Annotated in this window: 19 protein-coding genes; 10 read left to right on the top strand and 9 right to left on the bottom strand. The window is 68.9% G+C overall.

Going from position 1 to position 17,993, the window contains the following annotated elements:
• The first annotated feature begins 75 nt into the window (after positions 1-75).
• Positions 76-834, top strand: coding sequence for a FadR/GntR family transcriptional regulator (locus tag G3N92_RS18665; protein ID WP_206129010.1), 759 nt, complete (start codon positions 76-78; stop codon positions 832-834).
• A 21-nt stretch (positions 835-855) separates the two neighbouring features.
• Here the strand turns inward: G3N92_RS18665 and G3N92_RS18660 are convergent, their stop codons facing one another.
• The 3 genes from G3N92_RS18660 to G3N92_RS18650 are packed head-to-tail and all read right to left on the bottom strand — an operon-like array spanning position 856 to position 3,766.
• On the bottom strand, positions 856-1,533 hold the full coding sequence (locus tag G3N92_RS18660; protein WP_206129009.1) for an LUD domain-containing protein: 678 nt from the start codon (positions 1,531-1,533) through the stop codon (positions 856-858).
• Entirely contained in the window at positions 1,530-2,987 is a 1,458-nt protein-coding gene (locus G3N92_RS18655; protein WP_241014876.1) for a lactate utilization protein B, read from the bottom strand. Before G3N92_RS18655 ends, G3N92_RS18660 begins: the two co-directional genes overlap by 4 nt.
• Positions 2,984-3,766: a (Fe-S)-binding protein gene (locus G3N92_RS18650; protein WP_206129008.1), complete on the bottom strand. Its 783-nt coding sequence runs from the start codon at positions 3,764-3,766 to the stop codon at positions 2,984-2,986. The genes G3N92_RS18655 and G3N92_RS18650 overlap by 4 nt, the downstream gene beginning before the upstream one ends.
• A 196-nt stretch (positions 3,767-3,962) precedes the next feature.
• On the opposite strand from G3N92_RS18650, the gene G3N92_RS18645 reads away from it, so the two are divergent.
• On the top strand, positions 3,963-4,676 hold the full coding sequence (locus G3N92_RS18645; RefSeq protein WP_206129007.1) for a FadR/GntR family transcriptional regulator: 714 nt from the start codon (positions 3,963-3,965) through the stop codon (positions 4,674-4,676).
• A gap of 43 nt (positions 4,677-4,719) precedes the next feature.
• Here G3N92_RS18645 and G3N92_RS18640 read toward each other — a convergent pair whose 3' ends face one another.
• The 3 genes from G3N92_RS18640 to G3N92_RS18630 all read right to left on the bottom strand — a co-directional run bounded on the left by G3N92_RS18640 (position 4,720) and on the right by G3N92_RS18630 (position 6,990).
• Positions 4,720-5,148 (bottom strand): SRPBCC family protein, encoded by a 429-nt coding sequence (locus G3N92_RS18640; RefSeq protein ID WP_206129006.1) that lies wholly within the window; start codon positions 5,146-5,148, stop codon positions 4,720-4,722.
• 126 nt (positions 5,149-5,274) lie between these two features.
• Positions 5,275-5,694 carry a MarR family winged helix-turn-helix transcriptional regulator gene (locus G3N92_RS18635; protein WP_206129012.1) on the bottom strand — a complete coding sequence of 140 codons (420 nt, stop codon included), beginning with the start codon at positions 5,692-5,694 and terminating at the stop codon, positions 5,275-5,277.
• A gap of 111 nt (positions 5,695-5,805) precedes the next feature.
• A complete protein-coding gene (locus G3N92_RS18630) occupies positions 5,806-6,990 on the bottom strand; it encodes a GGDEF domain-containing protein (RefSeq protein WP_206129005.1) in 1,185 nt (394 codons plus the stop codon).
• A 607-nt stretch (positions 6,991-7,597) separates the two neighbouring features.
• Between G3N92_RS18630 and G3N92_RS18625 the strand changes: the two genes are divergently transcribed.
• The 7 genes from G3N92_RS18625 (at position 7,598) to G3N92_RS18595 (ending at position 13,795) form a co-directional block, all read left to right on the top strand.
• A complete protein-coding gene (locus G3N92_RS18625) occupies positions 7,598-8,110 on the top strand; it encodes an arsenate reductase ArsC (protein ID WP_346778327.1) in 513 nt (170 codons plus the stop codon).
• A gap of 294 nt (positions 8,111-8,404) precedes the next feature.
• Complete coding sequence (locus tag G3N92_RS18620) at positions 8,405-9,634, top strand: SpoIIE family protein phosphatase (RefSeq protein WP_206129003.1); 1,230 nt, start codon at positions 8,405-8,407, stop codon at positions 9,632-9,634.
• Positions 9,635-9,642: 8 nt separating this feature from the next.
• The gene (locus G3N92_RS18615) at positions 9,643-10,206 is read left to right on the top strand and encodes a SiaB family protein kinase (RefSeq protein WP_206129002.1); all 564 of its coding nucleotides are present in this window, start codon (positions 9,643-9,645) and stop codon (positions 10,204-10,206) included.
• A gap of 18 nt (positions 10,207-10,224) precedes the next feature.
• Positions 10,225-10,611 (top strand): DUF1987 domain-containing protein, encoded by a 387-nt coding sequence (locus G3N92_RS18610; RefSeq protein WP_206129001.1) that lies wholly within the window; start codon positions 10,225-10,227, stop codon positions 10,609-10,611.
• A 10-nt stretch (positions 10,612-10,621) separates the two neighbouring features.
• Entirely contained in the window at positions 10,622-11,347 is a 726-nt protein-coding gene (locus G3N92_RS18605) for a GGDEF domain-containing protein (RefSeq protein WP_206129000.1), read from the top strand.
• 544 nt (positions 11,348-11,891) lie between these two features.
• Positions 11,892-13,235, top strand: coding sequence for an MFS transporter (locus G3N92_RS18600; RefSeq protein ID WP_206128999.1), 1,344 nt, complete (start codon positions 11,892-11,894; stop codon positions 13,233-13,235).
• A 32-nt stretch (positions 13,236-13,267) separates the two neighbouring features.
• Positions 13,268-13,795, top strand: coding sequence for a hypothetical protein (locus G3N92_RS18595; RefSeq protein WP_241014875.1), 528 nt, complete (start codon positions 13,268-13,270; stop codon positions 13,793-13,795).
• Here the strand turns inward: G3N92_RS18595 and G3N92_RS18590 are convergent.
• The 3 genes from G3N92_RS18590 to G3N92_RS18580 form a co-directional block, all read right to left on the bottom strand.
• Positions 13,792-15,042 carry a LysR family transcriptional regulator gene (locus tag G3N92_RS18590; protein ID WP_206128998.1) on the bottom strand — a complete coding sequence of 417 codons (1,251 nt, stop codon included), beginning with the start codon at positions 15,040-15,042 and terminating at the stop codon, positions 13,792-13,794. The genes G3N92_RS18595 and G3N92_RS18590 overlap by 4 nt on opposite strands.
• Before the next feature lie 11 nt (positions 15,043-15,053).
• Positions 15,054-15,755: a GntR family transcriptional regulator gene (locus G3N92_RS18585; RefSeq protein WP_206128997.1), complete on the bottom strand. Its 702-nt coding sequence runs from the start codon at positions 15,753-15,755 to the stop codon at positions 15,054-15,056.
• A 238-nt stretch (positions 15,756-15,993) separates the two neighbouring features.
• A complete protein-coding gene (locus G3N92_RS18580) occupies positions 15,994-17,478 on the bottom strand; it encodes an aminotransferase class V-fold PLP-dependent enzyme (protein WP_206128996.1) in 1,485 nt (494 codons plus the stop codon).
• A gap of 239 nt (positions 17,479-17,717) precedes the next feature.
• On the opposite strand from G3N92_RS18580, the gene G3N92_RS18575 reads away from it, so the two are divergent.
• Positions 17,718-17,993 (top strand): hypothetical protein (locus tag G3N92_RS18575; RefSeq protein ID WP_206128995.1); only part of this gene is annotated, 276 nt, incomplete at its 3' end.

Here is a 17,993-nt window from a genome sequence, read left to right as displayed (position 1 = left end):
TCTGGTTCGCTGCCGTTGCCTGAACGGCAGCGGCCGCGAATCGTTTCGATCCCGACGGGTCCCGCCAGCGAACGTATGCCGATCCAACCCATTCAGAACCGCCGCCTCTACCAGCAGATCGCCGACCAGCTTCGCGCGATGATCGACTCCGGCAGCTTCCCGCCGGGCAGCTATCTGCCGCCCGAGCGCGAGCTGGCCGCGCAGTTCGGCGTGTCGCGCACCTCGGTGCGCGAGGCGCTGATCGCGCTGGAAGTGATCGGGCTGGTGTCGGTGCGGGTGGGCGACGGCGTGTCGGTGCGGCCGCGCGAGCAGCCTGCGGCCGACGCGCCGCCGGCCGGCGCGAAGGCGCGCCCGAGCGTGCTCGAAGTCGATCCGGAACTCGGCATCGAATTCGATCTGGACGCCGAAATCCCGCCGTTCTCGCTGCTGCAGGCGCGCAAGCTGATCGAGCCCGAGGCGGCCGAGCTGGCTGCGCTCCATGCGTCCGACGCGCAACTGGCGGCGATCCGCGAGGCGTTCCTGCGCAATCAGCAGGACAACCGCAGCGGCTCGACCACGCACCCCGGCGACCGGCTGTTCCATATCCGCATCGCCGAGGCCAGCGGCAACGACGCCTACGCGATGATGATCAAACAACTGCTCGCGCATCGCTACGACCTGCTGTTCCAGCGCCTGCAGAAGCTCTACACGCCGCGCGACATGCCGCATCGCTCGGAGGTCGAGCACCGCGCGATCCTCGACGCGCTGGAGGCGCGCGACGCGAAGGGCGCGCGCCGCGCGATGCTGACCCACCTCAATTCGGTGATCCGGATCTTCTCGCGGCAGTCGGCCTGATCCGGCGCGGCAACCGCCTGCTCAAGCCGGCTTCGCCAGCCACACCACCGTCAGCGAGCGCACGCCCTGTGCGCCCTGAATCAGCACGCCCTCGATGTCGGCCGTGGCCGAGGGCCCGGTGACGAGCGCCGCATAACGCGCGTCGCGGAAATCGGGCAGACGGTACAGATCCTGCAGGCCGTCGACCAGATCCGCCGGATCGAGCAGCACCACCAGATGCTGAACCAGATAGCCGAGCGCATTGACGCCGTATTCGGCCTCCGACAGCCACACCGAGCCGGTTTCCGCCACGCCGTAGCGCGCCCGCACCACGCCCACCTCGACCTCGTGCAGCGAGGCCGGCGCGCGCGCCGGATCGAGCGGCTCCGCACCCGGCACCTCGGGCGCGGCCGACAGCGGCACGTGGCCCGGAAAGCGCTCGGCGAACCAGCCGGGCAGATCCTGCGCCGAATCGAGCGCGGCGTGCTTGCCGCCCATCGTCGTCAGGCTCGTGCAGAAGCGCTCGCGGCGATCGCCGGGCGGCGTGTCGAACACCGGCAAAGCGGGCAGCGGATGCGGATCGTCGCCGGCGGCGGCTGTGAACGGTGTAGGCGGCGTAAGCGGCGTGGCCGGCGCGCGCGCCGGGCCGTCGTTCTCGCGCACGGCGACGCGCTGCGCCGCCCGCACGCGCAGCAGGAATTCCTCGCGGGTGGTGCTCATCGTTGCGTCTCCTGGTCGGGGTTGCCGTTGGCGGGCGGCGTTTCGGCCGCGTCGCGATCGTCCGGTTTGGCCGCTTGGCCGCGGTTCGCCTCGTACCAGTCGCGGAACGTCTGGCGCGGCGCGTCGGGCAGCGCCCGGCCCTTGCCCCAGGTGTTGAGCGGGTTGTAGAGCACCAGGTTCGGCAGGCGGTGCAGGGCGGTCTGCATCGAGCGCACCGAGGCGCGATAGAGCGCCGGGTTCGCGAGCAGCTTGCCGGCCACCTTGATCAGCCCGCGCTTCACGCGCGGCAGCTCGCCTTCCTCGGCCACGATCTGCCGCCAGCGGTAAAGCTGCTCGTGGATGTTGATCTTGACCGGGCAGACGTTGGTGCAACTGCCGTTCATGGTGGAGGCGAACGGCAGCGTGCTGAAACGCTTGAGGTCGTAGGCCGGGTTCAGGATCGCGCCGATCGGCCCGGCATAGGTGCTGCCGTACGACAGCCCGCTGCTGCGCCGGTACACCGGGCAGGTGTTCATGCAGGCGCCGCAGCGGATGCACTTCAGCGAATACCAGAAATCGTCCATCGCGAGCCGCGCCGAGCGGCCGTTGTCGACGATCACGAAGTGCATCTCGGCGCCGGGGCGCGGCTGGCGGAAATGCGACGTGTACTGCGTGATCGGCGAGCCGAGCGCGCTGCGCGACAGCAGCCGCACGAACACGCCGAGATCGGCCACGCGCGGGATCAGCTTCTCGATGCCGATCGAGACGATGTGCACGGGCGGCACGTTCGCGGACAGATCCGCATTGCCCTCGTTGGTGCAGACCACCACCGTGCCGGTTTCGGCCACCGCGAAGTTGCAGCCCGTCATGCCCGCGCCCGCCGCGAGGAACGCCGGGCGCGTGGTGACGCGCTGGCTTTCGGCCAGGTAGTGGATGTCGTCGTTGGCGGGATCGGTGCCGAGCGTGCGGCCGAACAGCTCGGCCACGTCGCCGCGCAGCTTGTGCACGGCCGGCATCACCACGTGCGACGGCGGCTCGTTGTCGAGCTGCTGGATCCGCTCGCCGAGATCCGTTTCCATCACGCTCACGCCGCGCGGCGCCAGATATTCGCGCAGCTCGCACTCGTCGGTCAGCATCGATTTGCTTTTGACGAGCGTGGTCACGCCGTGCGATGCGAGGATCCGGTAGACGGCCTCGTTGTGCGCCTCGGCGTCGAGCGCCCAGTGCACCTTGACGCCGTTCGCCTCGGCGTTGTCGGCGAACTGGCCGAGATAATCGGCCAGCCGCGACAGCGTGTGCTCCTTGATCTGCGAGGCCAGTGCGCGCAGCGTTTCCCATTCCTCGATCGAGGCGGCCTGCGCGTCGCGCTTCTTGCGGATGTCCCACAGGCGGCGGTCGTGGAACGCCACGTGATCGGTCTTGGCGAGGAACGCCTCGGCGGCCTTCGCGTGATCCACCCGGGTCGGCTTGCTCATGCGTGGGCCTCCTCGCCGGCGGCCGGCGCGAGTCGGGCGGCGTCGATGCCGTTCAGCACCTGGGCGATGTGCAGGAAGCGCATCGGCGTTTTTTCGCGCGCCGCGCAGCCTTGCTGGTGCATCAGGCACGACATGTCGGCCGACACGATGAACTGCGCGCCGGCCTGCCGATGGTCGCGCACCTTGTCCTGGCCCATCCGCACCGACACGGCCGCCTCCGACACCGAGAACGTGCCGCCGAAGCCGCAGCATTCGTCGGGCCGGGCCGGCGCGGCGAAGCGGATGCCGCGCACGCCGTCGAGCAGCGTGCGCGCCTTCGACCACGGCTCGCCCTGGATCTCGCTCATCGAGGCCGCATGCAGATGGCGGATCGCGCTGCAACTGTTGTGCAGGCCCACCGTGTGCGGGAACGCGGCCCACGGGAAGTCGCGCACCTTCAGCACGTCGTGCAGGAATTCGGTCAGCTCGTAGGTGTTGGCGCGCACGGCCGCGATGCGCGGCGATTCGCCCGCGGCCGTCAGATGCTGGCGCACGTGGTGCACGCAGCTCGACGACGGCGCGACCACGTAGTCGTAGCCCGCGAAGTTGTCGACGAACAGCGCTTCGGCGCCGGCCGCGTCGGCCTCGCAGCCGTTGTTGGCCAGCGGCTGGCCGCAGCAGGTCTGGCGGCGCGGGTAATCGACGTCGAGCCCGAGTTTTTCGAGCAGTTCGAGCGTCGCGATGCCGACCTCGGGGTAGAGCGCATCGATGAAACAAGGCACGAACAGGGCCACTTTCATGGAATTCTCCTGCGGGGGATGCGGGGCGCGCGTCGCGGCGTGCCGTGTTGTTCGGGTGTCGCGGGCCGGGGCGGGCGGCGTTGATGAAGCGCCGTGCGCGTTGGACCGCGTGATCGCCATGATCGACAGCCCGCGGGCGATCCGGCAAACTGGTACGACCAGTTCACACAGCCCGATCCCCGCATTCCAGCGCCCCATGAAAACCCCGACCCGGACCGAATGCATCCAGCGCGACATCGAAACGCAATTGCTGGAGGGCGTCTGGGCGCCCGGCGACCGCATTCCGGGCGAGCGCAAGCTGGCGGAAACCTTCGGCGCGGCGCGCTCGACGGTGCGCACGGCCTTGCAGCGGCTCGTGGCGCGCGGGCTGCTGACGAGCCGGCCGATGTCGGGGTTCTATGTGTCGGAGAGCTTGCAGACGGGGCTGATTTCGCCGTGGCGGCAACTGGTGGGCGACCATCCGGAGCTGCGCCCCGACATGCTCGAGTTCCGGCTGATGCTGGAAGGCACCACCGCCTATCTGGCCGCGCTGCGCGCCGGCCCCGACGATCTGCGGCGGATTCAGGACGTGCTCGACGGCATGGTGGCCGCGCACCGCGACGGCGATCACGCGCGCGAATCGGCGCTCGACGGCGATTTCCACGCGGCGCTGGCCAGCGCCTCGCACAACGCGATGCTGCGCCATCTGCAAGGCAGCCTCGCGAAGATGCTGCACACCCACATCTCGCTGAACAACAGCAACCTGTTCGCGTTGCGCGAGCAGGTGGGCGAGCAGATCCTCGCGCAGCATCTGGCGTTGTGGGAGGCGATCCGCGCGCGCCGGCCCGAGGAGGCCCGGCGGCGGATGGTCGAGCATATCGGCTTCGTCTGGCAGAAGCTCGAGCCGGATGTGCCGGTGACGGCGATGTGAGGGCGCGCGGCGTGCCTGAGCGCGCCGCAGCCGGTGCGCGGCGTCAGGCCGCCTCGCCGTCCTCGGCCAGCGCCTTCGCGTGCGCCAACCCGAGCGCGTACAGCCCTTCGTACTGAGCGACCAGTTGCGCCGCGTTTTGCGGATCGTTCGGCGTGAAGCGGCTCTGCCAGGTGGCCTTCGCGCTGGCCTCGCCAGTGCGCTCGACCGACAGCGTGGCGACGTAATCGGTCACCGGGTCCGGGCCTTCGAGGATCGTGTAGCTGTAGCGGCGCTCGGCGTCGCTGTGTTCGAGCAATTGCTCGATCACCACGAGCCCGCCCTGGATCTCCAGGTGGCGCGTGCGGCCGTCGTCGGACAGCCGCGAGGCCAGCACCGGCGGCAGCCAGACGGGCAGGGCGTTGAAACCGCCGACGATGGCCCACACGCGTTCGGCGGGCGCGGCGATCTCGATGGATTGGCTGACGTTCGGCATGGTGCGGGTTCCTGTCGGTCGAAAAGAGAGCGCCCAGTATGCGGGCCGCGCGCGTTGCCCGCCAGCCGCCGGCGGGCGAATTTCCCTTGCCCCGCAATCAAGAATCCGCGCGCCGCCGGGCCGGCTTCAACCGGCCAGCGCCTCGGTCAGCCGGTAGATGTCGTCGCTGAACGCCTGCAGGTCGGGCTTGCCGCCCTGGCGTTCGAGATCGCACTGAGCCGCCTGCCAATCGGGCAGGCAGGTTTCGTACAGCGCCTCGCCGGTGCGTGTCAGGCACCACAGATGCACGCGGCGATCGGTGGCGTCGGGCTGCGAGCGCACCAGCGCGCGGCTGCGCAGCGTGGCGAGCGTCCGGCTCAGCGTGGTCTGGTCGAGCAGCAGCGCGTCGGACAGCGCGCGCATCGAGGTCGGATCGGCGCGGAACAGCGCCTTGAGGATCGTGAATTGCGTCACGCGCACGCCGTGGCGCGCCAGCCGCGCATCGTAGATCGCCGTCACGGCGCGGGCGGCCTGCCGCAAGGTGGCGCAATGGCAATCGAGTTTCAACGGGCCGTGATTCATGCCGGGCTTACCTTGTCCGAATCGAAAACTGCATAGGCTGCATGGGTTGTGTGACAACGCCGTTCCGCCGCCGGCCCGCCGTCGTGCCGGGGCGCGTCACACCGAGGCCGTCGCCGCGGCCGGCGCGAGCGCGCCGCGCCGCGCCGTGCAGATCGCGTTGCGGCCTTGCTGCTTGGCGTCGTACAGCGCGCGGTCGGCGCGCACGTACAGGCGTTCGAGCGTGTCGCCGTCCTCGGCCACCGCCACGCCGCCGCTGATCGTGTAGCGGCACGGCCCGGACGGCGTGTCGGCCGTGTGGGCCGCCACCGCGGTGCGCAGGCGTTCGCCCACCTGCCACGCGTCGCGTTCGGTCAGCCCCGGCAGCAGCACGCCGAACTCCTCGCCGCCGATCCGGCCGAACGTGGCGTCGGAGCGCAGGTTTTCGAGCGCCAGCACCGCGAAATCGCGCAGCACGGCGTCGCCGCCCGCATGGCCGAACACGTCGTTGATCGATTTGAAGTAGTCGAAATCGATCAGCAGCAGCGCGACCTTGCGGCTCGACACGCGCTTCCTTAACTGATTGCGCGCGATCACCTCGAAGCGCTTGCGCGACAGCAGGCCGGTCAGGTAATCGCGGTTCGAGGCTTCGCTGGCGTCGGCCAGCAGCTCGTCGTGCACCAGCATCATCGCGGCCATCGACAGCATCGGCAGCACCGCCGCGCCGATCGTCGACAGGATCACGCTGCCAGTGGTGGAGAGCAGCGCCGGCGAGGACGGCGCGTGCAGGTGCAGGAACCACAGGCCGCGCACGATTTCCATGGCGGCGCAGATCGCGGCCAGCGCGGCGATCGCGAGATACGGATAGCGGCGGCGGCCGGGCGGGCGCGGCCGCGTGATGGCGTAGACGGTGCCGATGCTGGTGGCGGCGAAATACAGGCTGACCGCGAACACGCGCATCTGAATGCTGTCGACCGCGAAGCGCCAGTAGCCCAGCACGCCGCCGAGCACGGCCAGCGCGAGCAACCAGGCCGGCCAGCCGGGCTTGCGGTTCATGAAGCGCGCGCAGCCGGCGAAGAAGCAGGTGGCCGCGGCGGCCATCAGCAGGTTGGCCGGCACGATCACGAACGCGTCGTGCACGTGGCCGCGCAGCAGCATCAGGCCCAGCCCGAGCGCCATCACCAGGTTCGAGGCCATCCATTCGCGCACGCCGCGCACGCGCGAGTGCGCGAGCGAGCCGAGCAGCCCCAGCAGGAGCAGGCTCATCATCGCGGACGACACCAGGGCGACGGTTGGATTGGGCATGGCGTGGGCTAGGTCGGCAGATCGTCAATGCGGCGCATCGGTTGCCCGCACACGGCCTTCGAGCGAAGGCGGCCAGCGCGGTGGGACGCGCCGGCGCGCGCCGTGTCACCGGCTGGACGTTCTGCCCCGGTCATGCTTGGTCTCGATCCCGCTTATTGAACGATCCTGTTCGTACGACGCCTGGCCCGGCCGATTCGCCGGCATGCCGCCGTGGCGCTGCGTCGTGTGATTGTAGGGGGTCAATACGCGACGTGCCACAGCGCAAGTAAAGATTTGTGCAAATTTTGCAAACAATGAACGACAGCGGCGCTGGGCGGGCCGAACGGCAAGGGTCGTTTTTGCCGATCGTCAGGTGCGGGAAAGCGAACCGTCAACGGGCCGGGCTCGGAAAAATAAATCGTCGGCCGTAATGCGCCGTACCGAAAGCCCTGCCAGGCGGGGACGCCAGCCAATCGCTCGAGATACCGAGTAATAGTTCTGATAAAAATCAAGAAAAGTAATAATTACCGAGTTTGGTCACAAACACGAAAAAATTCCTCTTAACAATGTGTGCATTTGATGAATTGATCGCGACAACTCAGGGGGCGGGATGGATCGGAAATTCAACGTGCTTTTTCTGTGCCGGGCAAACGCGGCACGCAGCATCATGGCCGAGGCGCTGCTTCGACAACTGGCGCCGGGCCGTTTCGAGGCATTCAGCGCCGGCGTCGAGCCGGAGCAGGACGTGCACCCGCTGGCCATCGCGCAACTGCGCCCGACGATCGGCGACCTCGGCAAGCTGCGGCCCAAGAGCTGGCTGACCTACACGGCCGACGACGCCCCGCAGATGGACGTGATCATCTCGATGAGCCCCGAGGTGGCCGAGGAACATGCGCCGGCGTTTCGCGGCGCGCCGGTGTTCTGCACCTGGAATTACCCCGATCCGCTGAAGGCCGAGGGCAGCGATGCCGAACGGCAGCGCGAGTTCGAACGCGTGTTCCGGCAGATCCTGCGTCGCATGAGCGTGTTCGTGGCGCTGCCGCTCGATTCGATGCGCCGCGACGCGCAGCGCGACGCGATCGACACGGCCGCGCAGGGCGGCCCGATTTATCAGGCGAATGAACTTCAGCCCGCACCCTGAAGACTTGCTCGTCTGCTGCCGTAAACCGGGTTACAGGTTGCCGCCGGGTTGTCCCGATCCGGGCACGCGGCAACCTGGGATCGGCCCACAGCGCGTCGACGGAAAAATTCGGCGTGCAACGCGCGAAGATTCACCGCGCGGGGGCGATTCGAATTCCTCTGACGATAGGAAACGTTTGCGGAAATTCCCTTTCCGGATTTTCGTAAAAGTGCCTTGTGTCGTGCGTGTTTTGTCACATTGTGTACACGTAGACTCGTTAGCGTCCGTTGTTTCCTCCTCACCCGCTGCGTTGCCATGCATCCTGCCTTTTCGAGGTTTCGCCGTTCCTCAGCATCCGGAAACCCGCGCACGGCCGGAGATCTCTCCCAGGAAGTGCCCTGCGCCGATGCCGAGGATCCGAACTCGGTGGTGATGGAGATCTTCTCGTCGCGGCGCGACATGGGGAGCCTCGCGGTGATCGAGAGCGGCCGTCCGATCGGCCTGATCAACCGCAATATCTTCATGTCGCAGATGAGCAAGCCGTTCCATCGCGAGCTGTACGACAAGAAGAGCTGCATCGCATTCATGGACAAGGAGCCGCTGATCGTCGACGCCGACGTCACGATCGAGGCGCTGGCGTTCCGCACGGTCGAGGCCGGCGAGAAGGCGCTGATCGACGGGTTCGTGGTGACGCGCGAGGGCCGCTTCGCGGGCCTCGGTAGCGGCCTGCAACTGGTCAGCGCGGTGGCCGAGATCCAGGCCGAGAAGAATCGCGAGGTGATGCAGAGCATCGAGTACGCGAGCGTGATCCAGCGCGCGATGCTGAGCGCCTCCAGCGAGACGCTGTCGAAGCTGCCCGGCGCGGCGATGGCCTGGCAGCCGCGCGACGTGGTGGGCGGCGATTTCTACCATTTCTCGGCGAACGACCGGGGCTGGTTCGGCGCGGTGGCCGATTGCACGGGCCACGGCGTGCCGGGCGCGTTCATGACGATGCTGGCTTCGGCTTCGCTGTCGAAGGAGCTGGAGCAGATCGGCCCGCGTGACCCGGCCGCGCTGCTCGCGGCGGTGAACCGCAACGTCAAGAGCCTGCTCGGGCAGGCCAAGGGCTCGGCCGAGCGCACGGAATCCGACGACGGGCTCGACGCGGCGTTCTTCTGGTTCGATGCGGCCGAGAGCGTGCTGCATTTCGCCGGCGCGAAGATCGGCCTGTATCTGCTCGCCCCGGGCGCCGAGCAATTCGAGACCGTCGCGGCCGACCGGATGGGCGTGGGCTATGTGGACAGCCGCGCCGATTACGCCTGGAAGCTGCATTCGCTGCCGGTGGCGGCGGGCAGCGTGCTGTTTGTCTGCACCGACGGCCTGACCGACCAGATCGGCGGCCCGCGCAAGATCGCGTTCGGCCGCCGCCGCGCGCTCGACACGATCCGCGCGCATCGCGACGCGGCTCCCGCGGCGATCTGCGACCGGATCAACGCGGCGCTGGCCGAATGGCAGGGCCAGCAGCCGCGCCGCGACGACGTGACGTTTTTTTGTGCCCGTATCTAACCGCAACCATGCCTGACATGCTCGATCAAGACAGCGCTTTTTTCGATTTGGCACAGCGCCGCAACGTGCTGTTCTATCACAAGGGCTACTTCTCCCATAACATCGTCGCCGCGATGGGCGAGGTGGTGAAGTTGCAGCTGGAAGTGGCCGGCGTGGCCGGCCCGACGCGCCGCAAGCTGTTCTCGTCGTTCATCGAACTGTCGCAGAACATCATTCATTACTCGCTCGACGCGCTGCAGCCCGGCGGCGACGGGCAGGGCGCGATCCGCGAGGGCGCCGTGTGCGTCTCGAAGGACGGCGACCGCCACGTGATGTGGTGCGTCAACCCGGTGGCGACCAGCCAGGTCGAACACCTGCGCACCAAGCTCGAACCGCTGCGCACGATGTCGCTGGAAGAAATCCGGCAGGCATACAAGGTATCATTGCGCGCCGAGACACCGGAGGACAGCAAGGGCGCAGGCCTCGGCTTCCTCACCATGGCGCGCGATGCGAGCGCGCCGCTTGAATTCGCTTTTCACCCGCGTGACGACGATTCCGGGATCACGCTGTTTTGTCTCACGGCCATCATCTGAGTAGGAGGCGCTCGAACCATGGATAACCTTTACATTGCCGCCACGACGACGTCGCCTGAGATCGATTTCCGTTTCGATCAACATCAGCTGGCGATCAAGGGCGAGTCTTACCCCGAAAACGCAGCCGCGTTCTATGCCCCGATCATCGAGCAACTGGGTCAGTATCTCGACGCCAGCTCGGGGGCCGAAATCACAATCGATGTCGCGCTGACCTACTTCAACAGCTCGAGCACCAAGATGCTGTTCAGCATCTTCGATTCGCTCGACCAGGCCGCTCAATCGGGCAGCCATGTGGCGTTGAACTGGTATCGCGACGAAGAAGACGAGACGATCGCCGAATTCGGCGAGGAACTGAAGGCGGATTTCGGCGCCATCGAGTTCACCGATCGTCCAGTCGCGCACTAAGGAAGGCAAGGTGAGTTCGACGTCTTCACGAGACACGTCCGCGGGCGCCGCGCCCGATCTGTTCCAGAACGAGAGCGCCGCGCTCGAACGCGCGCGCGCCACGCACCTGGCCGGCGACGCCGATGCCGACACGCTCCGCCGTTCGCTCGGCGAGCTGATCGAGCACTACGAGCGCCTGATGCGCGAGACGCGGCGGCTGATCGGCCGCAGCGATCGCGCCGAGCGCGAGATGCAGGCGCTGGCGCAACAACTGGCGCACCGCGCCTCGCACGATGCGCTGACCGGCGTGCTGAACCGCAGCGCCGTGATCGAGCTCACCGCCAAGACCTTGCGCACCAGCAACGCCGCGATGGTCGTGCTCGACATCGACGAGTTCAAGAAGGTCAACGACGATTTCGGCCATCCGACCGGCGACGCCGTGATCCTCGGCGTGGTCGATTGCCTGCGGCGCATCGTGGGCGAGGTCGGCTTCATCGGGCGCGTGGGCGGCGAGGAATTCACCGTGCTGCTGCCGCGCAGCGATTTCGCCGGCGCGGTCGACCTGACCGAGCGCATGCGGCAGAGCATCAGCGATTCGCTGGTGGTGCCGCAGGTGAACCGGCGCATCACGGCCAGCTTCGGCGTCAGCGTCAACGTGGCCGGCACGAGCTTCGACACCGCCTACGGGCTCGCCGACGCGGCGCTGTACCGGGCCAAGCGCGGCGGCCGCAATCGCGTGGAGTTCGCCGAGCAGTAACGGGAGTGGGGCGGCTGTGGGCTGCCCCGTTCGGCTTGCCGCTTTGCCGTCGCTTTGCCGCCATTTCGCTCTGACGGGTGGCGTTTCCCCGCTGGTTTTCCCCGCTCCGCATTCGCATCCGCATCGCCGCTGCTCGCGGCGCATCGCTTCCGCCGTTCCTCTGCGTTCCTCCCACCGTTCCTCCGCTTCGCCGCCTCGCCCGACGTCCGCTCCGCGCCAGCCTGACCGCGCCGCCCGCCCGCACGCGCTCGTGCGTGCGCACTTGCGACCTGCGCGCGCAGCCATCTGATTTGTTTATCGCCCTTGCATGACCGGGGTGTGGCCCGAAAACCGGGAAAACGCATTTTGGGATCCCAAACGCCCCGCCTGGACAAGGCTCGCGGGCGGCGTGCGATTCGGGTTCGCGCCTTTTAAACAGCGATTTATCGGGTTGTTAAGGTAAAACCCGCGGTTCCGGCCAGCCCGGCATGTATCTACTTTGGTATCCCGAGTCGTGGCGACGCACCGTTGCGCGCCTAAACGACGTGTCATTTCGGAGACAACCATGATTTCTGCCCAGGCCGTCGACATCAAGGCCTTTATCGATGCGCGCCGGATGTCGGCCTTCCAATGGCTCGTGCTCGCGCTGTGTTTCTGGATCGTGGCGATGGACGGCCTCGACGTCGCGATCATGGGCTTCGTCGCGCCGGTCGTGATGCGCGATTGGGCCGTGAGCCGCGCCGCGTTCGGGCCGGTGATGAGCGCCGCGATGATCGGCCTCGCGGCGGGCGCGCTGGTGGCCGGCCCGGCCGCCGACCGCATCGGCCGCAAGCGCGTGCTGATCGGCTCGGTGCTGTGCTTCGGCCTGTTCAGCCTGCTGTGCGCGTTCGCGCAATCGCCGTTCCAACTGATCGTGCTGCGCTTCCTGACCGGGCTCGGGCTCGGCGCGGCGATGCCGAATTCCACCACGCTGCTGTCGGAATACGTGCCGTCGAAGAACCGCTCGCTGCTGCTGACGATCATGTTCACCGGCTTCAATTTCGGTTCCGGGGTCGGCGGCTTCGTGGCCGCGTCGCTGATCCCGCACTTCGGCTGGCGCGCGGTGTTCGTGTTCGGCGGCGCGCTGCCGCTCTTGAGCGTGCCGCTGCTGCTGTGGCTGCTGCCCGAATCGGCGCGGCTGATGCTGGTGCACCGCCGCCCGGCGCAGGCGATCGCGGCCACGCTCGGCCGCGTGTGCGGCCACCGGTTCGACGCCGACGTGCGCTTCACCGCGCCCGAACCGGCCGTGGCCGGCAAGGCGCCGGTGCGGCTGCTGTTCGCCGACGGCTACGGCTTCAGCACGCTGATGCTGTGGCTGACCTACTTCATGGGCCTGCTGATCATCTATCTGCTGACGGGCTGGCTGCCGACGCTGATCAAGGATGCGGGGCTGCCCGTCGAGCGCGCGGCGGCCATCACCGGCCTGTTCCAGCTCGGCGGCACGGTGGGCGCGGTGGCGGTGGGTTTTGCGATGGATCGGCTCGATCGCAACGGCGTGATCGGCATGGCCTATCTGCTGGGCGGCTGCTTCATCTTCGCGCTCGGCATGGGCTCGCTGAAATCGGCGCTGCTGCCGGTGCTGGTGACCTGCGCGGGCTTCTTCATGAGCGGCGCGCAAACGGGCCTCAACGCGCTCGCACCGACCTGCTATCCCACCCGCGCCCGCGCCACCGGCGTGAGCTGGATGCTCGGCATCGGCCGGCTCGGCGGGATTCTCGGTTCGCTGGTCGGCGGCGCGCTGCTGTCGCTCGGGTTCAGCTTCGCGACGGTGTTCTCGGTGCTGGCCGTGCCCGCGCTGATCGCCGCGGCGGCGATCGTCATGAACCGCGTGGCGGTGCGCTTCATCACCGCGCCGGCTTCGGACGCCTGACCATTCCCCAATCACAACGACGGAGACACGACATGAACGACAACAGCGGTGTGCAGCACGCGGGCTTCGGCGCGCAGGCGGACGCCGGCCCGCGCGACATCGGCACGCTGGTGCGGGTGGGCGCGCAGGCCGGCGTGACCGGCGCGGTCTGCATCTGGATCTACGAGGCGCTGATCTGGGTCGGCGCGCAGCATCTGATGCCGCTCGCCGGCATTCCGCGCAACGCCACCGGCCTCGTGTTCGGCCGGGCGTTCCAGGAGGCGATCGGGATCTGGGCCTACGTGCTCGGCACGGCGATCCATTTCGCGTTCGCGATCGGCTGGGGCGTGCTGTTCGCGGCGATCTGGCCGGCGTTGCGCCGGCGCGGCTACGAGGCCACGTTCGCGGCGCTGTTCTACGCGATCGTGGCGTGGCTCGCGATGCACGTGGCGATCTCGATCGCCTCGACGAATCACCCGGATTACTTCGATCCGAACGTGATCATCGGCGGGTTCATGTCGCACTTCTGCTTCACGGTGCCGTTGGCGCTGGTGGTCAAGCGCAAGCTGGCGGCGGCTTAAGCGCCGGAGGCGGGCAGGGGCGCGGGCGGCATGCCGCGCACCGCCTCGCGGATCAGGTCGATCAGCACGCGCGCGGCCGGCGAGGGCGTGCCGCCCGCCCGCATGATCAGGCCGATGTCGCGCCGCGTGTCGGCGAGCGCGATGTCGAGGATCTTCAGCTCGCCCGAGCGGCATTCGTAATGCAGTTGCTGCGCCGATTGCACGGCCAGCATGTCGGTCGACAGCAGCAGCCCGCGGATGATGGCCAGATCGGCCGTCTCCACGGTGGGCTGCGGGGGCCTCAGGCGCTGGCGCGTGAACACGCTGTCGATGGTGGCGCGCGCCGGCGCGTTCGAGCGCGGCAGCACCCATTGCGCGCCGGCCAACTGGCGCAGCGTCAGGCCGCGCGCCTCGGCGAGCGGGTGCCCGGCCCGCGCGATCACCGCCAGTTCCTCGGTCATCAGCTTTTCGTTGAGCAGGCCGCTGGCCGGATCGTCCTGGCGCAGCGCGCCGAACACGAAATCGATATCGCCCGCGCGCAGGTTCGCGACCAGCGTCTCGTAGGCGCTTTCGTCGGTGGCGATGCGCACCTGCGGGCACGCCGCCGACAGCCGCGCGATCGCCGACGGCAGGATCAGCGCGCGGCCGAGCGGCAGCGCGCCGATCGCCACGCTGCCCTGGATCACGCCGCGCGCGGCGGCCAGATCGTCTTCCACGTGGCGCAGCTCGTTCAGCGCGCGCCGCACATGCAGCACGAAGGTTTCGCCTTCGCTGCTGAGCATCACGCCGCGCGCATGGCGATGGAACAGCGGGATGCCGGCGCCGGTTTCGAGAATCCGGATCGCGCTGCTGACGGCCGGCTGGCTGACGCCGAGCGCGTGCGCGGCGCTCGGCATGTGACGATGGCGCGCGAGCGAGACGGCCAGTTGCAGGCGGCGCGTGTTGAGCAGATAGGCGGGCAGCGGGCGCTCGGCGGCGGGGCGGCGGCCCGTTTGCAGCGCGTGGCACCAGCTCGCCACCTCGTCGAGTTCGTGGAACACGCGGTTCGCGCGCTTGAGCAGCACGCGCGCCACGGGCGTCATCATCATGCCGGCCGCGCGCCGCTCGAACAGCGGCTCGCCGGCCCAGGCCTTGAGTTCCTGCAACGCGCGCGTGACGGCCGATTGCGCGCGGAACAGCTTCGCGGCCGCGCCGGACGCGCTGCCGACCTCCGCCACCGTCTTGAAGACGCGCAGATGGGCGAGATTGGGCGGTTCGCGGCGATCCATGCGTCGGGCGCTCAGGGTTGCCGGCCGGCGAGGCGCGGGTGGGCCGGCACGAGGTTCAGGCTGTCCTTCGAGATCTGCGTGTGCTCCTTCATCAGCGCCTCGACGCGCGCGCCTTCGCCGCGCCGCAACGCCGCCGCGATCGCGTGATGCTGGCGCTGCGCGTAGCACAGCATCGCGCGCTGCTGCTCCTTGGCGTCCTCGTCGAACACCACGGTGGCCGCCGACACGAACGGAATCCGCTCGTTCAGCGCGAGCGCCGAACTGAGCGCGGCGTTGCCGGCCGCCTGCGTGATCAGATCGTGGAACTGGCCGTTCAGGCGCGCGTAGTCGCGCACGTCGGCGTCCGACAGCGCGGGCGCGGCGAACAGCGCGTCGATCTGCGCGAGGCACGCGTCGAGCGCGTCGGCCAGCTCCGGCGTCATGCCGCGCTCGGCCACCGAGCGCGCGGCCAGCCCTTCGAGCACGCCGCGCACGTCGATCGCATCGAGCACGTCGTCCACGCCGAAGCGCCGCACCACGTAGCCGCGCGCGCCCGAGCGCTCCAGCAGGCCGTCCGAGGCGAGCACGCTCAGCGCATAGCGCAGCGGCGTGCGCGACACGCCGAGCGCCTCGGCGAGTTGCGCCTCGACGAGCCGCTGGCCCGGCGACAGTTCCGCGTTGAGGATCTTCTCGCGCAACTGGTGGACGATGGCTTGCTGCGTGGTGTTGTTCATGCCGGGTTCGCGCGGAGCGCGCAGGGGAGCGAAACGGAGTGCCGCGCGACAACGCGGGCGCGGCATGCGCCGCCAATTCTATTGCAAGCGGCGCCGCCGCGGAGGCCGAGCCGAACGCGGGAAGCGGGAAGCGTGGCAAGAAATCGAGGCAGGCAGAACAACGGCGGCCCGCGTTGCGCGGCGCAGCCGGTTCGGGCGCGTGCGGTCGCGCCCGGGGCAGCGGTGCGTCAGCGACGCATCAGGCGGGCGCGACCGCCGCGCGCCGCTCGGCGAGCCGGTTCCACAGCACGCTCGCGCGGTTGCCGGTGCGGCAGTAAGCGAACACCGGCTTCGGCAGCGCCTCCACCAGCGCCGCGAACGCATCGAGTTCGGGCTCGCCGATGGCGCTGGCCGACGCCACCGGCAGATAGCGCGCCTCCAGGCCAAGCGCACGCGCGGCGGCGGCGATCGCTTCGAAGGCCGGCTGATCGGCGCTTTCGCCGTCGGGCCGGTTGCACAGGATCGCGCGGAAGCCCGCGTCGCGGATCGCCTTCAGGTCGGCCGGCGCGATCTGGCGCGACGCCGTGAAGCCGCTGGCCGCGGCGGCGCGGCATTGCGCGATGGCCTGCCGGAAGCAGGCGGCGGCGAAATCCACGTCCTGCTCGGTGGTGAAGCGGCCGAAGCTCAGGCGCACCGTGCGCCCCGCCGCGCCGGCATCGAGGCCGATCGCGCTCAACACGTGCGACGGCGTGCCGGCCGCCGAATTGCAGGCCGAGGTGGACGACACCGCGAGCGCCTCGCCGAGCATGAACGGGAAGAAGCCCGGCACGTCGACGGTGAGGCTCAGCGTGTGCGGAATGCGTGCGGCCGCCTCGGCGTTCTGCACCACGTCGCCGAGCGCCAGCACCGCGGCGCGCAGGCGCGCGTTGAGCGCGGCGATCCGGGCGATTTCGTGTTGCAGCTCGCTGGCCGCCAGTTCGCAGGCCACGCCCATGCCGACGATCTGATGCGTGGCCAGCGTGCCCGAGCGCAGGCCCTGCTCGTGGCCGCCGCCGTGCATCTGCGGCGCGATGCGGGCCGCCACCTCGCGGCGCACGTAGAGCGCGCCGATGCCCTTCGGGCCATACACCTTGTGCGCCGACATCGACAGCAGATCGATGCCGAGCGCCCGCACGTCGATCGGCGTCTTGCCGAGCGCCTGCGCGGCATCGACGTGCAGCAGCGCGCCCGCCGCGTGCACCACCTGCGCGATCGCGCCGATGTCGGTCAGCGTGCCGATCTCGTTGTTGACGAGCATCAGCGAGACGAGGCCGGTGTCGGGGCCGATCGCGGCCGCCACGGCGTCGGCCGTGATCGCGCCGGTGGCGTCCGGCCCGACCAGGCTGACCGACAGCCCCTGTTTGGCCAGGTGCGCCATCGTATCGAGCACGGCCTTGTGCTCGAGGCGGCTCGTGACGAGATGGCGGCGCCCGGTGGCCCGTTCGGCATAGCCCTTCAGCGCGAGGTTGTTCGATTCGGTCGCGCCCGAGGTCCAGACGATCTCGTCGGCGTGCGCGCCGATCAGCGCGGCCACCTGCCGACGGGCCTGTTCGACGCGTGCGCGCGCCGCGCCGCCGGCCGCATGGGAGCTGGACGCCGGGTTGCCGAACACGCCGTCGAGGCCGAGGCAATCGGCCATCGCGGCGATGACGCGGGGATCGGCCGGCGTGGTGGCGGCGTAATCGAGGTAATGCAATGTGCTCATGTCTGGTCTTCTGCCCCTTTCCGAATGCAGGAAATGATACGTGGGGCGGCCCGGAAAAAATTGCCAAACTTTGTTCTGAAATCGCCGATGCGGGGAATAAATTTCTACGCCGCACCGGCGCATTCAGAATCCTTCCAGACGATCGTCAGGACTTTCAGGTGCGTGCGCCGTTAAGCTCGGCGAGCCGCCGCAACCGGCGTCACCTCGGTCAATCGAAGCCACGTTCGGCAGGGAGCAAGATGGGCAAGCAACAGGACCTCGAACTCGTTCGGCTGAGCGCAGCGGTGCGCGCGAACGTCGACGACGCACGCGTCTGGCGCTGGTACGCCGACCTCATGGAAGAGGATCGCGTGACCTGCACGCGCCTGCGCAACGGCTGGCAACTGACGGTGGACGGCATCTGCACGGTGGAGGACGATTCGTTCGACGCCGCTGTGCGCCGCGCGGCCGCGCTCTGGCACGACCGGCCGCGCCACTCGTTCGCGCTGGCGCGGCGCCGCAAGCGCAGCGCCGCA

Origin of the sequence: Burkholderia sp. Ac-20379 (assembly GCF_017104645.1) — a bacterium.
Taxonomy (GTDB): Bacteria; Pseudomonadota; Gammaproteobacteria; order Burkholderiales; family Burkholderiaceae; genus Burkholderia.
Note: the sequence above shows the minus strand (reverse complement) of the source record. Positions and strands in the feature narration are given on the sequence as shown.

Excerpts from the sequence above, each read along its gene's own strand:
- G3N92_RS18620 (WP_206129003.1), top strand. The coding sequence starts at position 8,405 with ATGCATCCTGCCTTTTCGAGGTTTCGCCGTTCCTCAGCATCCGGAAAC.
- G3N92_RS18610 (WP_206129001.1), top strand. The coding sequence starts at position 10,225 with ATGGATAACCTTTACATTGCCGCCACGACGACGTCGCCTGAGATCGAT.
- G3N92_RS18655 (WP_241014876.1), bottom strand. The coding sequence starts at position 2,987 with ATGAGCAAGCCGACCCGGGTGGATCACGCGAAGGCCGCCGAGGCGTTC.
- G3N92_RS18630 (WP_206129005.1), bottom strand. The coding sequence starts at position 6,990 with ATGCCCAATCCAACCGTCGCCCTGGTGTCGTCCGCGATGATGAGCCTG.
- G3N92_RS18615 (WP_206129002.1), top strand. The coding sequence starts at position 9,643 with ATGCCTGACATGCTCGATCAAGACAGCGCTTTTTTCGATTTGGCACAG.
- G3N92_RS18640 (WP_206129006.1), bottom strand. The coding sequence starts at position 5,148 with ATGCCGAACGTCAGCCAATCCATCGAGATCGCCGCGCCCGCCGAACGC.
- G3N92_RS18645 (WP_206129007.1), top strand. The coding sequence starts at position 3,963 with ATGAAAACCCCGACCCGGACCGAATGCATCCAGCGCGACATCGAAACG.
- G3N92_RS18595 (WP_241014875.1), top strand. The coding sequence starts at position 13,268 with ATGAACGACAACAGCGGTGTGCAGCACGCGGGCTTCGGCGCGCAGGCG.
- G3N92_RS18590 (WP_206128998.1), bottom strand. The coding sequence starts at position 15,042 with ATGGATCGCCGCGAACCGCCCAATCTCGCCCATCTGCGCGTCTTCAAG.
- G3N92_RS18600 (WP_206128999.1), top strand. The coding sequence starts at position 11,892 with ATGATTTCTGCCCAGGCCGTCGACATCAAGGCCTTTATCGATGCGCGC.
- G3N92_RS18660 (WP_206129009.1), bottom strand. The coding sequence starts at position 1,533 with ATGAGCACCACCCGCGAGGAATTCCTGCTGCGCGTGCGGGCGGCGCAG.
- G3N92_RS18585 (WP_206128997.1), bottom strand. The coding sequence starts at position 15,755 with ATGAACAACACCACGCAGCAAGCCATCGTCCACCAGTTGCGCGAGAAG.
- G3N92_RS18665 (WP_206129010.1), top strand. The coding sequence starts at position 76 with ATGCCGATCCAACCCATTCAGAACCGCCGCCTCTACCAGCAGATCGCC.
- G3N92_RS18580 (WP_206128996.1), bottom strand. The coding sequence starts at position 17,478 with ATGAGCACATTGCATTACCTCGATTACGCCGCCACCACGCCGGCCGAT.
- G3N92_RS18650 (WP_206129008.1), bottom strand. The coding sequence starts at position 3,766 with ATGAAAGTGGCCCTGTTCGTGCCTTGTTTCATCGATGCGCTCTACCCC.